Origin of the sequence: Pseudomonas sp. AU12215 (genome assembly GCF_001675465.2) — a bacterium.
Lineage (GTDB): Bacteria > Pseudomonadota > Gammaproteobacteria > Pseudomonadales > Pseudomonadaceae > Pseudomonas > Pseudomonas nitroreducens.
Window position 1 is genome coordinate 1 of the sequence record NZ_MACM02000141.1, and the last position, 14,211, is coordinate 14,211.

General features: G+C 61.9%; 13 protein-coding genes and 1 rRNA gene. 4 read left to right on the plus strand and 10 right to left on the minus strand.

The window, feature by feature from the left end; translation table 11 throughout:
* From A9513_RS19920 to A9513_RS19950, 7 genes are all read right to left on the minus strand, one after another.
* A 16S ribosomal RNA gene (locus A9513_RS19920) occupies positions 1-189 on the minus strand; the annotation flags it as partial.
* Positions 190-734: 545 nt separating this feature from the next.
* Complete coding sequence (gene msrQ / locus A9513_RS19925; RefSeq protein ID WP_065085372.1) at positions 735-1,343, minus strand: protein-methionine-sulfoxide reductase heme-binding subunit MsrQ; 609 nt, start codon at positions 1,341-1,343, stop codon at positions 735-737.
* Entirely contained in the window at positions 1,343-2,353 is a 1,011-nt protein-coding gene (gene msrP / locus A9513_RS19930) for a protein-methionine-sulfoxide reductase catalytic subunit MsrP (RefSeq protein ID WP_065085373.1), read from the minus strand. Before msrP ends, msrQ begins: the two co-directional genes overlap by 1 nt.
* A gap of 57 nt (positions 2,354-2,410) precedes the next feature.
* Complete coding sequence (pssA, locus tag A9513_RS19935) at positions 2,411-3,235, minus strand: CDP-diacylglycerol--serine O-phosphatidyltransferase (RefSeq protein WP_017516328.1); 825 nt, start codon at positions 3,233-3,235, stop codon at positions 2,411-2,413.
* A 149-nt stretch (positions 3,236-3,384) separates the two neighbouring features.
* Positions 3,385-4,401 (minus strand): ketol-acid reductoisomerase, encoded by a 1,017-nt coding sequence (ilvC, locus tag A9513_RS19940; RefSeq protein WP_017516327.1) that lies wholly within the window; start codon positions 4,399-4,401, stop codon positions 3,385-3,387.
* Between the two features lie 44 nt (positions 4,402-4,445).
* Positions 4,446-4,937, minus strand: a complete 492-nt coding sequence (gene ilvN / locus A9513_RS19945) for an acetolactate synthase small subunit (protein WP_017516326.1) — start codon at positions 4,935-4,937, stop codon at positions 4,446-4,448.
* Between the two features lie 2 nt (positions 4,938-4,939).
* Positions 4,940-6,670, minus strand: coding sequence for an acetolactate synthase 3 large subunit (locus A9513_RS19950; protein ID WP_024767184.1), 1,731 nt, complete (start codon positions 6,668-6,670; stop codon positions 4,940-4,942).
* Between the two features lie 403 nt (positions 6,671-7,073).
* On the opposite strand from A9513_RS19950, the gene A9513_RS19955 reads away from it, so the two are divergent.
* The gene (locus tag A9513_RS19955) at positions 7,074-7,526 is read left to right on the plus strand and encodes a DUF4124 domain-containing protein (protein ID WP_065085374.1); all 453 of its coding nucleotides are present in this window, start codon (positions 7,074-7,076) and stop codon (positions 7,524-7,526) included.
* A 7-nt stretch (positions 7,527-7,533) separates the two neighbouring features.
* On the opposite strand, the gene A9513_RS19960 is transcribed toward A9513_RS19955, so the two are convergent.
* From A9513_RS19960 to mrcB, 3 genes are read right to left on the minus strand one after another with little or no spacing between them, the layout of a single operon-like run.
* Entirely contained in the window at positions 7,534-7,863 is a 330-nt protein-coding gene (locus A9513_RS19960; RefSeq protein WP_024767182.1) for a YqcC family protein, read from the minus strand.
* On the minus strand, positions 7,863-8,681 hold the full coding sequence (locus A9513_RS19965; protein ID WP_024767181.1) for a tetratricopeptide repeat protein: 819 nt from the start codon (positions 8,679-8,681) through the stop codon (positions 7,863-7,865). Before A9513_RS19965 ends, A9513_RS19960 begins: the two co-directional genes overlap by 1 nt.
* A gap of 16 nt (positions 8,682-8,697) precedes the next feature.
* Positions 8,698-11,022, minus strand: coding sequence for a penicillin-binding protein 1B (gene mrcB, locus A9513_RS19970; RefSeq protein WP_024767180.1), 2,325 nt, complete (start codon positions 11,020-11,022; stop codon positions 8,698-8,700).
* Positions 11,023-11,239: 217 nt separating this feature from the next.
* On the opposite strand from mrcB, the gene A9513_RS19975 reads away from it, so the two are divergent.
* The 3 genes from A9513_RS19975 to A9513_RS19985 all read left to right on the plus strand — a co-directional run bounded on the left by A9513_RS19975 (position 11,240) and on the right by A9513_RS19985 (position 14,211).
* Positions 11,240-12,802: a bifunctional aminoglycoside phosphotransferase/ATP-binding protein gene (locus tag A9513_RS19975; protein ID WP_065085375.1), complete on the plus strand. Its 1,563-nt coding sequence runs from the start codon at positions 11,240-11,242 to the stop codon at positions 12,800-12,802.
* A 231-nt stretch (positions 12,803-13,033) separates the two neighbouring features.
* Positions 13,034-13,306 carry a TfoX/Sxy family protein gene (locus A9513_RS19980; protein WP_024767178.1) on the plus strand — a complete coding sequence of 91 codons (273 nt, stop codon included), beginning with the start codon at positions 13,034-13,036 and terminating at the stop codon, positions 13,304-13,306.
* A gap of 104 nt (positions 13,307-13,410) precedes the next feature.
* Positions 13,411-14,211: a Crp/Fnr family transcriptional regulator gene (locus tag A9513_RS19985; RefSeq protein WP_024767177.1), complete on the plus strand. Its 801-nt coding sequence runs from the start codon at positions 13,411-13,413 to the stop codon at positions 14,209-14,211.

Genomic DNA, 14,211 nt, shown 5'->3' on the forward strand with positions numbered 1-14,211 from the left:
TCTCCCGTAGGACGTATGCGGTATTAGCGTTCCTTTCGAAACGTTGTCCCCCACTACCAGGCAGATTCCTAGGCATTACTCACCCGTCCGCCGCTGAATCATGGAGCAAGCTCCACTCATCCGCTCGACTTGCATGTGTTAGGCCTGCCGCCAGCGTTCAATCTGAGCCATGATCAAACTCTTCAGTTCAATACTGCTTGGGTTTTGAGAAAACCCTAAACTTGGCTCAGCAATCGCATGCTCAATTTAATGAGCTAAAACTCTCGAATTCACGAGTGTTACTTGCGCTGCTGATAATCAGTCGATCATCAGTCTTACATCACAAGCACCCACACGAATTGCTTGATTCAACTTGTTAAAGAGCAGTTGGTTAAGGCTTTCGTCTCAACCGAGGCGCGCATTCTACGCTAACCCCATCTTTCGTCAAGCTTTATTTTTCGAAAATTTCTTTTCTACTCAATCGCTTGGGCTTCCGAGAAGTCAAACCTCTCATCAGCGGGAGGCGCATTCTACAGCGATCAAACTCACTGTCAAGCACCTCGGCGACCTTCTTTTCAGTTCGCTGCCGGAGCAGCTAATGAAGAGCGGCAAGTGAATCACCTGCCTGATCACCACTCCTAACCTCTAATCTCTGTAAGTACTTGATTTTCAAGTTCTTTCAGCGCTTCATCGCTGGGAGTGGTGCGCATTATAGGGAGTTTAAATTGGCCGTCAACGACTAATTTAAACTTTCTTCAGCCGGCGGTCGGTCGACTGCGCAATCGAGGCAGCTGACGAGCTATCGGGGGCATGCGCAGGAGCATCAGCACAAGCCCTACGACTGCATAGATCGCCCAGCGCTCCAGATCAGACCGCACGACCCACAGCATATGCAACAACCCCAAACCGAGGATGACATATATCAGGCGATGCAGTTTCTTCCAGCTCGCCCCCAGCTTTCGCATGCTGTAGCGGTTGGAAGTGATAGCCAGGGCCAGCAACCCGAGGAACGCCCCGAAGCCGACAATGATGTAGGGCCGCTTGCTCAGCTCTACTCCCAATTGGGCCCAGTCCAACCCAAGGATGAAGACGGCATAGGCACTCAGGTGCAGCACTATATAGGTGAAGCACCAGAGACCCAGCTGGCGGCGAACCTGTCCCCAGCCACCCCACCGGGTGACTTTCTGCAGAGGCGTCATCGCCAGGGTAATGAGCAACAGGACGAGACCGCCCTGGCCCAGCCTGTCCACCAGCGCCTTGCCCGGGTCCGGCCCCAGATCGAAGATCCAAGCCTGGTACAGCCAGAAGAGCGGCGGCGCCGATGCAGCCAGAAACACCCCGGCCCGCCAGAACGGATAGCGCATCAGTAGTCCTTCCTCAGATCCATGCCCGCATAAAGCGAAGCGACCTCATCGGCATAGCCGTTGAACATGAGGGTAGGACGAACATTGGGGCTGAATAGTCCACTGGGCAGACGACGTTCGCGCGCCTGGCTCCAGCGCGGATGGTCTACCGTCGGATTGACGTTGGCATAGAAGCCATACTCGTCCGAAGCCAGACTCTGCCAGGTAGTCTTCGGCTGCTCCTCGACGAAGCTGATCCGCACAATGGACTTGGCTCCCTTGAAGCCGTATTTCCACGGCACCACCAGACGCAGCGGCGCTCCGTTCTGGTTCGCCAGTACCCGGCCGTACATGCCGACAGCCAGAATCGCCAAGGGATGCATCGCCTCATCCATGCGCAGCCCTTCCACATAGGGCCAATCGATCAAGGCGAAGTTGGATTGCACACCCGGCATATCCTTGCGATCCACCAGGGTTTCGAAGCGCAGGTATTTCGCCTTGCTGGTCGGTTCGACCCGATTGATCAGCTCGGAGATCGGAAAGCCGATCCACGGAATGACCATCGACCAAGCCTCGACGCAGCGCAATCGGTAGACGCGCTCCTCCAGCAGATAGGGTTTGATGAAGTCCTCGAGCGCGTACTTGCCGGGTTTACCCACCTCCCCATCGATCACTACGGACCATGGCTCGGTCTTCAAGGTACCCGCATTGGCAGCGGGATCACCCTTGTCCGGGCCGAATTCGTAGAAATTGTTGTAGGTGGTGGCGTCCTTGAACGGTGTGATGGCTTCATCTTTTACCGTGACGGCATCCCAGCGTGTAGCGGCGAGCTTTTCCGTGAGCCAGGAAGGGGCAGCCGCTTCGGCGACATCGGCATAGCGACCGCCCTCGGCAAAACCCAGACGCGGCAATCCGGATAGAGCCGCAGCCGCCATCGCACCACCGAGAAAGTGGCGACGGGAGAGATAGAGGGATTCGGGCGTGACTTCCGATTCGTGGCAATCGGAAAGGCGGGACGACTTGATCAGCATGACGGGCTCCGCAACAACTGGCTGTATGCGCCAGTAGACTGCGGAGCCCGCTGGAAATTACACGGCAGGCGGCTGCTTGCGACGGCGCAATTGCAACAAGTATTGCACCGGTCCGGAGGTCGCGTATGCAAGGAACAGCAGGAGCAGGATGCGCGGCGGGTCGGTGAAGACCACGGCGAATGCCAGCACCACTACCAGGATTGCCATGAACGGCACGCGGCCGCGCAGGTCAAGATCCTTGAAGCTGTAGTACTTGATATTGCTGACCATCAGCATGCCGGCGGCGGCGACCATCAGCGCAACCAGCAGGGAAACCTTGGCGCCCTGAACGTCGAAGTCGGCGAACGCCCAGACCGTACCGGCAACCAGCGCCGCGGCAGCCGGGCTGGCCAGACCGATGAAGTAGCGCTTGTCAGCCTTGCCCACCTGGGTATTGAAACGCGCCAGACGCAGAGCGGCACCAGCAACATAGATGAAGGCGACCATCCAGCCGACCTTGCCCAGGCTGCTCAGCGCCCACTCGAAAGCGACCAGCGCCGGAGCTACTCCGAAGGCGACCATGTCGGACAGCGAGTCGTACTCGGCGCCGAAAGCACTCTGGGTATTGGTCAGACGGGCCACACGACCGTCGAGGCCGTCGAGGACCATGGCGACGAAGATGGCGATGGCGGCGTTGGAGAAATCGCCGTTCATGGCATTGATGATGGCGTAGAGGCCGGTAAACAGTGCTGCAGTAGTGAACAGGTTAGGCAGCAGGTAGATGCCGCGATGACGAACCTTGCGACCTTCTGCGTCATGGCCCTCTTCGATGTGCTCATCGATGGGCAGCAGACTTTCTTCGGTGTCGGAAGCCTTGTTCGGCTCCTCGTGACCTTCACTCATGGACGATTCCTTGAGAACTCGTTGAGGCTGAGATTTGCCGGTGCACGCTTTTGCGTGGACACGTCCGGCACCCCCGCTTTATACCAGATCACCGCCCCTAAACGAAAAAACGCGGCAAGCGCCGCGTTTCCTCGTTTGTCGAAAGGACCTTAGTTCTTGGTCTTGTCGACGATCTTGTTGGCAGCAATCCACGGCATCATGGCGCGCAGTTGCTCGCCGATGACTTCGATACCGTGAGCGGCGTTGTTGCGGCGCTTGGCGGTCATCGACGGGTAGTTGGTAGCGCCTTCGGAGATGAACATCTTGGCGTATTCGCCGTCCTGGATGCGCTTCAGAGCGTTGCGCATGGCCTGACGGGATTCGGCGTTGATCACTTCCGGACCGGTTACGTACTCGCCGTATTCGGCGTTGTTCGAGATCGAGTAGTTCATGTTGGCGATGCCGCCTTCGTACATGAGGTCCACGATCAGCTTCAGTTCGTGCAGGCACTCGAAGTAGGCCATTTCCGGAGCGTAACCGGCTTCGACCAGGGTTTCGAAACCGGCTTTCACCAGCTCGACGCAACCGCCGCACAGAACGGCCTGCTCGCCGAACAGGTCGGTTTCGGTCTCGTCCTTGAAGGTGGTTTCGATGATACCGGTACGGCCGCCGCCAACGCCGCAGGCGTAGGACAGAGCGACGTTCTTAGCATTGCCCGAAGCGTCCTGGTAGATCGCGATCAGGTCGGGGATGCCGCCGCCTTTCACGAACTCGGAGCGTACGGTGTGGCCCGGGGCCTTCGGCGCGATCATGATCACGTCGAGGTCAGCGCGCGGTACGACCTGGTTGTAATGGATGGAGAAGCCGTGGGCGAAAGCCAGGGTGGCGCCTTTTTTCAGGTTCGGCTCGATCTCGTCCTTGTACAGACGGCCCTGGAACTCGTCCGGAGTCAGGATCATGACCAGGTCGGCAGCGGCAACGGCTTCGGCCACTTCGGCGACTTTCAGGCCGTGGTTCTGAGCCTTGGCAACGGAAGAAGAACCCGCACGCAGGCCGACGGTTACGTCGACGCCGGAGTCTTTCAGGTTGCAGGCGTGGGCATGGCCCTGGGAGCCGTAACCGATGATGGCAACTTTCTTGCCCTGAACGATGGAGAGGTCACAGTCTTTATCGTAGAAAACGCGCATTTGGGTAATCCCCTGTCAGTTGGCCTCGTGGGCCGTATTTCAAATCAGATGCTGAGAGTCTTGTCGCCACGGGCAATACCGGTGACGCCGCTGCGGACAACTTCGAGGATCGACGCGGTGCCGATGGCCTGGATGAAGCTGTCCAGCTTGTCGCTGGTGCCGGCCAGCTGCACGGTGTAGACGCTGCTGGTGACGTCGACGATCTGTCCGCGGAAGATGTCGGTGGTGCGCTTGACCTCGGCGCGCTGTGCGCCGGTAGCCTTCACTTTCACCAGCATCAGCTCGCGCTCGATGTGCGCGCTCTCCGAGAGATTCACCAGTTTTACCACCTCGATGAGCTTGTTGAGGTTCTTGGTGATCTGCTCGATGACTTCGTCCTGACCGGCGGTGGTCAGGGTCAGGCGCGACAGCGTCGGGTCCTCGGTCGGGGCGACGGTCAGGCTTTCGATGTTGTAGTTGCGCTGGGAGAACAGGCCGACGACGCGGGACAGCGCGCCGGGTTCGTTTTCCAGCAGCAGGGAAATGATGTGTCGCATGATCAGGTACGCTCCGTCTTGCTCAGCCACATGTCGCGCATCGCACCACCGCGGATCTGCATCGGGTAGACGTGCTCGCTGGTATCGACCTGGATGTCGAGGAAGACCAGGCGATTCTTCATCGCGAAGGCTTCTTCCATCATCGGCTTCAGGTCCTTCAGGTCGGTGATGCGCATGCCGACGTGGCCATACGCTTCAGCCAGCTTGACGAAGTCCGGCAGCGATTCCATGTAGGAGTGCGAGTAGCGGCTGTTGTACTGCATGTCCTGCCATTGGCGGACCATGCCCAGCGCACCGTTGTTCAGGTTGACGATCTTCACCGGCAGGTCGTACTGCAGGCAGGTGGACAGCTCCTGGATGTTCATCTGGATACTGCCTTCACCGGTCACGCACGCAACGTCTGCGTCAGGGAAGTTCAACTTCACACCCATGGCGGCCGGGAAGCCGAAGCCCATGGTGCCCAGGCCACCAGAGTTGATCCAGCGATTGGGCTTGTTGAAGCGGTAGTACTGCGCCGCGAACATCTGGTGCTGACCTACGTCGGAAGCGACGAAGGCATCACCGTTGGTGACTTCGCAGAGGGTCTCGATCACGGTCTGCGGCTTGATGATGCTGCCGTCGCCCATGCTGTAGGGGAACAGGCCGCGGGTGCCACGCCATTCCTCGATCTGCTTCCACCAGGCAGCCTGGGCTTCTTTGTTCGGGGTCTCGCCGATTTCCTTGAGGATCGCGACCATTTCGGTCAGGACGCTGTCCACCGGGCCGACGATCGGGATGTCGGCCTTGACGGTCTTGGAGATCGAGGCCGGGTCGATGTCGACGTGGATGATCTTGGCATTCGGGCAGAACTTGGCTGCGGTCTCGCCGTTGATCACGCGATCGTCGAAACGCGCGCCGACGGCAAAGATCACGTCAGCGTGGTGCATCGCGAGGTTCGCGGTGTAGCTGCCGTGCATGCCGAGCATGCCGACGAACTGGCGATCGGTACCCGGATAGCCACCCAGGCCCATCAGGGTGTTGGTGACCGGCACGTTGAGCATGCGCGCGACTTCAGTCAGCGGCTCGGCGGCATTGCCCATGATCACGCCACCACCGGCGTAGATGATCGGGCGCTTGGCAGCGAGCATCATCTCGGCGGCCTTGCGGATCTGGCCGGAGTGGCCACGGACCGCCGGGCTGTAGGAGCGCAGCTTCACCTTCTTCGGGTAGTTGTATTCGAACTTCTGGGTCGGATCGCCCATGTCCTTCGGAATATCGATCACCACCGGGCCGGGACGGCCGGACTGGGCGATATAGAAGGCCTTCTTGATGACCTCAGGGATTTCCGACGGGTGCTTGATGATGAAGCTGTGCTTCACGATCGGGCGGGAGATACCGACCATGTCGGTTTCCTGGAACGCGTCGGTACCAACCATGTTGCTCGCCACCTGGCCGGAGATCACCACCATCGGGATGGAGTCCATGTAGGCGGTGGCGATGCCGGTGACGGCATTGGTCGCGCCGGGACCGGAGGTCACCAGCACCACGCCGGGCTTGCCGGTGGCCCGCGCATAGCCGTCGGCCATGTGGGTAGCGGCCTGCTCGTGGCGAACCAGGATGTGGGTTACTTCGTTCTCTTTGAAGAGAGCGTCGTAGATATGCAGGAGGGCACCGCCCGGGTACCCGTAGATGTACTTAACGCCTTCGTCACGCAGGGAGCGGACGACCATTTCAGCGCCGGATAAAAGTTCCACGTTGTCACCTCTAGAACGCTATATACGGAAACCCCCAACGTGGGGGACCGACTTGGATGGCTGCCCGGCAGACATGGGCGAATGTAATCGCCGGCTACGTCGACTGCCGATTGAGCAGAACCTGGAGACACTCCTGTTTGTGTTACGGAGAGCCTCCACCCAGCGCGAGGTAACGCGAAACAGGGTGAAACTTTGCGGCGCGGGTAGCACCTCTTGTCTGCCGAGTAAAACCAGCTTGCGGCCGGCCCACTGCAGCGAACCTTGGATTCTTCTGAAACGAAGCGGCCAAGTCAAGCCATATATGGCTTTGAATGAAGCGGGGATGTGAACTTTCTCAGAGTGAATAAGCCCGCGATTTGGTTATAGTTACCGACAGACTCCGCACCCCAAGGATCGACAAAGCATGCGACGGACGATTTTCATGGGCAGCCTGCTGCTCGCACTGGCCCCGACAGTGATGGCCGCGCAGGTCTACAAATGGGTCGATGCCCAGGGCATCACCCACTTCGGAGCACAGCCACCACAAGGTGCCGATGCTGCCACCGTGAACACCAACACCGCACCGCCCAAGGCCAGCAGCAACTTCCCGCCGCCCGCCGACGCCCTGCCGAAACTCGCGCCCAGCGCGGACGAAAAGCAGAAGGCCGCCGACGAAAAGGTGCGCCAGGAAGTCGCGCAGCAGGAAGCCGAACGCCTCAAGCAGTGCGACAAACTACGTAACGACATGGCCCAGTTGAAGAACAATCCGCGCATCCGCGTGGACAATGGTGAGGGCGAGCTTCGCCGCATCACCGAAGAGGAACGTCAGGACCGTATCGCGGCCAGCGAAAAGAGCCTGCGCGAGAACTGCAACTGACGCCCGCTCAGGGCGTCGGGCTGATCAACTGGTCGAAGGCGCCGAGCGCATCGAGCAGACCAGCCACCCGCGCGCCCTCATTGGCATAAGCCATTTCCGCGATGGCACGGATCCCCGAGGCAGTGGGCAGGTCCGCGCCGCTCTCGATGATCAGCTTCATCCGCGGCAGAAATATCCACTGCAGCCACTCCTCCAGCGCCAGCGTATCCACGCAGAAGGGTTCGACGCTGGAAAGCCTGTCCGGCGACGGGCTTTCGCTTCCCCACAGACCGATTGCACGCAGCTCCCGCTCGATCAGCAGCAACTGATCGGCGACGGCCAGCACGCGCCCGTCCATTACAGGGTCACCTTGGCTTTCTGCCGTGCCTCGGCGGCGCCAGCGGTATTGCCCTGCTGGTCACGACACTTGGCGATCAGATCCCACAGACTGGCCTGCATGGTCGGGCGACCGTTGGCCAGCGACAGGCCACGCAGCGCCACCTGTTCGGCTTGCGCAGCATCGCCCTGTGCCAGGCGTACCTGGGCCAGCTTGTAGAGCACCTGCGGCTCGCGCGGAGCAATGCGCTGGGCGCGCTCCAGGCTGGCGGCAGCGCCGTTGAGGTCACCACCACCCTGCTGCTGCGAGGCGGAGGTAAGCAGCGCCAGCACCGGTCCATCCAACTGCTCGTCCGCCGAGAGGCCAGAGTTGCTCGACGGAATGCCGGAAGGCCCCTGGTAGTTCTGGGTGGTCGGCGCAGCCTGCTGAGCCTGATTGATCGGCTGCTGGTAGGTCTGCGACTGGAAGCCACCATTGGAGGTGATGCCACCACTGGTGGAGATTGGCTGCTGCGAGTAGCTCGTTCCCGTTGCTCCCGGCGCCGTGGTCATCGGCGAGGTGCTGATCGGCGCGGCGCCGCTCTGCGCCGGGAAAGTCTGGATCGGCGCCATGCCGGCATCCTGCGGGACCATCACGGTAACCCCGGAGTCACCCTGCGGGATGCTCTGGCCGGCACCGGCACGAACTGGCGCCTGGGTGTTGCCACCGCTGCGGCCAACGCGCTCCGAGTTGGAGACGGAGGTACCGGAGTCCTGCACGGGAATCGCACCCTGCTGCGGGGTCGCACAACCGGACAGAAGCGCCAGAGTCGCCGACGCTGCAAACCAAGCTTTTCTCACTTCCAATCCTCTTGCATCAGTTCAACCAGCCGCGCACCCAGTCCATGACTTCGCCGGCTGGCGTCTGGTTTCCGCAACCTGCGCCCAGCGCAGGTTCGCTTCCACGAATATAAGGCATCTGCACTGCGCCCGGGCAGTTGGCGTCAGTGCCCTGCCCGGTATGCGGATCGACCCAGGCCTGCACGACATTATCCGGCATCGGCATGTCCAGCGGCGCGGGATTGGCCTTGCGCATGAAGCTGGTCCAGATCTGCAGCGCACCGGTGGCACCAGTGAGCGGCGTCTTGCCATTGTCGTCGCGACCGATCCACACCACTGCCAGCAGGTCCTGGCCGAAACCGGAGAACCAGCTGTCGCGAGAATCGTTGGTGGTACCGGTCTTGCCCGCCAGGGTGAGGGACGCCGGCAACTGGTTGTAGACCGAGCGCCCGGTGCCTTCGCGCATCACGCGCTGCATGGCGCTCTGCAGCAGGTAGATGGCGCCCGGATCGAAACGCTGCTGGACCTGGAACGGATAACGCTTGAGCGGCTGCCCGTCTGCCGCCAGCACACTGCGGATGCTGCGCAGCGGGGTATTGAAGCCGCCACTGGCAATCGTCTGGTACATGGTCGCCACTTGCATCGGGCTCAGCGCGCCCGCGCCCAGCAGCATCGACGGATAGGCCGGCCAATTCGGCGACACGCCCAGGCGCTCCAGCGTCTTCAGGACGTTCGGCACGCCCAGGTCGAGACCCAGCCTGGCCGTGGACAGGTTCAGCGAACGGGCCAGCCCCTGGTAGAGGAAGATGGTGCCGTTGGCGGTGCCTTCATAGTTCTTCGGCGTCCACACCTGGCCATCCTTGCCCTTCACCTGGAACGGCTGGTCCTGGATGTAGCTGGTCAAGGTGTACTGGCTCGGACGCTCCAGCGCGGTCAGGTAGACCGCCGGCTTGACCAGCGAACCGATCGGCCGCACCGCATCTACCGCACGATTGAAGCCGGCGAAGCGCGGGTCACGGCTGCCGAGCAGCGCCTGGATTTCGCCGGTTTCCGGGTTGGTCACGACCATCGCGGTTTCGGTCTCGGCGACGCCCTTGCGGCCTTCCAGGCGCTTGAAGGTTTCGCTGACGGCGGACTCGGCCTTCATCTGCAGGATGGGGTCGAAGCTGGTGAAGATCCGCAGGCCTTCTTCGGTCAGGTCCTCGTCGCGATAGTCCTCGCGCAACTGGCGTTTCACCAGGTCGAGGAAGGCCGGGTAGGAGCTGTTGGCCATGCTGCCCTGGGTGGTCACACCCAGCGGCGCCTGCTTGGCGGCAGCCGCTTCCTGGGCGGTGATCACACCCTGCTCGGCAAGCACGTCGAGCACCACATTGCGGCGTTCCAGCGCACGCTCCGGATTCCGACGCGGGTTGTAATAGGAAGGCCCCTTCACCATGCCAACGAGCAAAGCCACCTGGGGCAGCTTCAGCTCCGATAGCGGCTGGCTGAAGAAGTACTGGCTGGCGAGGCCGAAGCCGTTCACCGAGCGCTGGCCGTCCTGGCCGAGGAACACCTCGTTGAGGTAGCCCTCGAGGATTTCACGCTTGTCGTAATGCAGTTCCAGCAGCACCGCCATCATAGCTTCGGTGAGCTTGCGCGACAGGCTGCGCTCGTTGGTCAGGAAGAAGTTCTTCACCAGCTGCTGGGTCAGCGTACTGCCACCCTGGCGCAGCTGGCCGGCGCTGGCGTTGACCCAGACCGCCCGGGCGATGGACTTGATCGAGACCCCGTGGTGGGTCCAGAAATCGCGGTCCTCCACGGCCACCAGGGTATCGATCAGGTAAGGCGGCACCTGGTCCAGCTTGATCAGGATGCGGTCTTCGTTATGCGCCGGGTACAGGCCGCCGATCAGCAGCGGCTCCATGCGCGCGACAGCGAGGTCGCCACCATTGGCGCGACTCAGGCCAGCCACGTAGTCGCCGGAGAAGCGCACGCGAATGCGCTGCGCAGGCTCGGCACCTTCATAGAACTGGAAGCCACGGGTATTGAGGTCGACGGCGTTGCCGGACACCGACACGGCGCCAGGGCCTGCGACCGAGGCCTCGCGGCGATAGCCTAGCGCATCCAGCTCGCGCAGGAAGTCGTCCTTGCCCAGTTTCAGGCCGACGAACAGCTCCAGCGGCCGGGCGTAGACCTTGGCGGGAATGGTCCAGCGCTTGCCGGAGAATTTCTCCTGGACAACCGCATCGAGGTACACGGCAAAACCGGCCAGCACCACGACACCAACCAGACCGAGCTTGAGAGCCCAGCCCAGCCACTTGCGCATGGCAGGCGACGATTTGCCGCTTTTTTTACGAGGTTTGGAAGATCGGGGACGCGTCATGGCGGCGCATTATACGTACTTTGTCCACAGGAGACAGACGCCGCTCCAGCGGGCGTCCGGGCTTGATGCGAACTGCCGCGCATCCAACAAGAACGGCAGTGGCCGAGCTATGACCCCGCGATGGCCATTTGGTTGCCAGCCGGCTGCAGAGTTTGCACCTGCCGACCCAGCCGCCATAATGCCCGCCTTTAGAAAATTCGACCGGAAAGGACATCACGTGAGCCAGACCCTACTCGCAGCCCTGCAGAACCCCGCCCTCTTTCCCCATCCGGTCGACGGCTTCCGGGTCATCGAAACCCACATTTCCTGGGTGCTGCTCACTGGCTCCCATGTCTACAAGATCAAGAAACCGGTGAACTTCGGCTTCCTCGACTTCACCGACCTCGCCAAGCGCAAGCACTTCTGCGAGGAAGAGCTGCGCCTGAACCAGCGTCTGACCGAAGGCCTGTACCTCGACGTCATCGCCATTACCGGCAGCGAATCCGCCCCGCAGATCGGCGGCGACGGCCCGGCCATCGAATACATGATCCAGTGCCGCGAATTCCCGCAGAGCCAGTTGCTCAGCGAAGTTCAGGCCCGCGGCGAACTGAGCGCCCAGCATATCGACGGCCTGGCCCATCAGATCGCCGACTTCCACCTGCGCACCCCGGTCGTCCCCAGCGAGCACCCACTAGGCACTCCGGACGCCTGCATGGCGCCGGTGCGGCAGAACTTCGAACAAATCCGTCCGCTGCTCTCGGACAAAGCCGACCTGCTGCAACTGGATGCCCTGGAGGCCTGGGCGGAGTCCAGCTTCGAGCGCCTGCACGGCGTGTTCGAGCAGCGCAAGGCCAATGGCTTCATCCGCGAATGCCACGGCGACATCCATCTGGGTAACGCCGCGATCATCGACGGCAAGGTAGTGCTGTTCGACTGCATCGAGTTCAACGAGCCCTTCCGCTTCACCGATGTCACCGCCGACTACGCCTTCCTCGCCATGGACTTGGAAGACCGCGGCCTGAAGTGCCTGTCGCGACGCTTCGTCAGCCAGTACCTGGAATACACCGGTGACTACCAGTCGCTGGCCCTGCTGAATTTCTACAAGGCCTACCGCGCCCTGGTCCGCGCCAAGATCGCGCTGTTCAGTCTGGCGCACCAGACTGACGCCGTGCAGAAGGCCGCGACGCTGCGCCAGTATCGCAACTACGCCAACCTGGCGGAGAGCTACAGCGCCATTCCCTCGCGCTTCCTCGCGGTGACCGTCGGTGTTTCCGCCGTCGGCAAGAGCCAGGTCGCACTGCGGCTGGTAGAAGCGCTGGGCGCCATTCGCCTGCGTTCGGACGTGGAGCGCAAGCGCCTGTTCGGCGAACAGCAGGCCGACCAGCAAGGCCAACTGAAGGCCGGCATCTATGCTGGCGACGCCACCACCGCGACCTACCAACGCCTCAACGAGCTGGCCGTTGATATCCTGCGTGCCGGCTACCCGGTCGTGCTGGACGCGACTTTCCTCAAGCGAGAGCAACGTGCCGCTGCCTGGGAAATTGCCGAGGAAACCGGGGTGCCCTTCCTGATCCTCGACTGCCAGGCGCCGGAAGCCGTGATCACCGGCTGGCTCACTCAGCGCCAAGCCGAAGGCAATGACCCCTCCGACGCGACCCTGGAAGTGATCCAGGCGCAGCAGGCCAGTCGCGACCCTCTCAGCGCCGAAGAGCAGCAACACAGCAAGCGCGTCGACACCCCCGACGCCGCCAGCCTCGACGCCCTGGTCGCCAGCATCCGCCAGCGCCTGCCGGGCCTCTGATCCACCGTTTGTCGGCCGGAATCACCGCCACGCGATGACTCCGGCCGGTGGGCAGCGCCGCACGGCGCGCCCTGCCTGCGCCACATCGCCCTGCCCCGCTTTCAGGGCGATGTCACAACGCCACGCTTTTCTCATCCACCGCTACACTTTCCAGGGTGTGTCCGGCCGCTACGAGCAGTTCTCGGCCTTTTCAAGACCTGACACCCATCGTGCCCATCGCAAGGACCGACGATGAACGACGAACTGCTGCACCTGAAGAACCTCGGCAAGACCTCTGCCCAGTGGCTCCACGCCGTGGGCATCCACAACGCTGGCGACCTGCGCCGTCTGGGGGCGGTCGGCGCTTACCGGGCCGTGCGCGCCCGGGGCTTCCGTGCCTCCAAGGTGCTCCTTTACGCCATCGAGGGTGCCCTGCTGGATGTGCACTGGAACGACCTTCCTCCCGCGCACAAGGCAGCCCTTCTCGGCGAGCTTGAGACATTTCCCGCACGTAACAAGAGCTAGCTCACAAGCTCTGTGGGAAAATGTTTACGCAAGGTGCCTGTCCGCTTATGGTCTCAGGGCCCTTCGTGCGCCCTCGACCGTCGCCATATCAAGGAATTACGGCCATGTACCTACTCGGTGAACAACCTGCCTACGCCGATCGACTGATCAATCGCCTGCAGGGCATTCCGGCGCAATTGCTCGCCGGCCTGGAACCCGCTGGCGAAGCCATCCGCCTGGAGCGATCCGACGACCTGGAAGGCGAGTTGCCCGGCAAGCATCTGTTCCTCATCGAGAATGGCCTGGTCCATGCGCTGGTGGACGAGCGCCCGCTGTTCTACCTGCAGGAAGGCGACCTGGTCGGCCTGCGCCAGGGTATCGAGCTGCCACCGTGCCGTTACGTCAGCGAAGAACCTCTATGCCTGATTCCCTATTCGCGCAGCGAAGTGTTCCGCCATATCCACAGCGACGAGGAGCGCCAGGAGCAGTTCCTGCACTACCTGATCGGCCACACCGCGCTGCTGTCCGACGCGCTGGCGCACCTCAAGCAACCGGAAATCCGCCCAGCTACCGGCTTCCAGCATTTCGCCGCCGGCGCGCAGCTGATCCAGCAGGGTGATGACGCCGAGCACGTGTTCATCATCATCGAAGGCCACGCCGAGGCCTTCGTCGATGGGCAGAAGGTCGGTGACGTGCAGAAGGACGAAATCTTCGGCGCCATGGCCGTATTCACCCGCGAGAAGCGCAGCGCGTCGGTCATCGCCAGCGAGCCGTGCACCGTGATGGTGATCCCCAAGGACCAGTTCCTCAGCCTGATGCAGAGCAACCCGCGCATCGCCCACAGCCTCATCGAGGGCATGGCACGCCGCATCGACCTGCTGAACAAGGAAGTCACCCAGTTGCGCCTGCAGCGCCAGCCGGACTGA

Excerpts from the sequence above, each read along its gene's own strand:
- A9513_RS19980 (WP_024767178.1), top strand. The coding sequence starts at position 13,034 with ATGAACGACGAACTGCTGCACCTGAAGAACCTCGGCAAGACCTCTGCC.
- pssA (WP_017516328.1), bottom strand. The coding sequence starts at position 3,235 with ATGAGTGAAGGTCACGAGGAGCCGAACAAGGCTTCCGACACCGAAGAA.
- A9513_RS19985 (WP_024767177.1), top strand. The coding sequence starts at position 13,411 with ATGTACCTACTCGGTGAACAACCTGCCTACGCCGATCGACTGATCAAT.
- msrP (WP_065085373.1), bottom strand. The coding sequence starts at position 2,353 with ATGCTGATCAAGTCGTCCCGCCTTTCCGATTGCCACGAATCGGAAGTC.
- mrcB (WP_024767180.1), bottom strand. The coding sequence starts at position 11,022 with ATGACGCGTCCCCGATCTTCCAAACCTCGTAAAAAAAGCGGCAAATCG.
- msrQ (WP_065085372.1), bottom strand. The coding sequence starts at position 1,343 with ATGCGCTATCCGTTCTGGCGGGCCGGGGTGTTTCTGGCTGCATCGGCG.
- A9513_RS19955 (WP_065085374.1), top strand. The coding sequence starts at position 7,074 with ATGCGACGGACGATTTTCATGGGCAGCCTGCTGCTCGCACTGGCCCCG.
- A9513_RS19960 (WP_024767182.1), bottom strand. The coding sequence starts at position 7,863 with ATGGACGGGCGCGTGCTGGCCGTCGCCGATCAGTTGCTGCTGATCGAG.
- ilvN (WP_017516326.1), bottom strand. The coding sequence starts at position 4,937 with ATGCGACACATCATTTCCCTGCTGCTGGAAAACGAACCCGGCGCGCTG.
- ilvC (WP_017516327.1), bottom strand. The coding sequence starts at position 4,401 with ATGCGCGTTTTCTACGATAAAGACTGTGACCTCTCCATCGTTCAGGGC.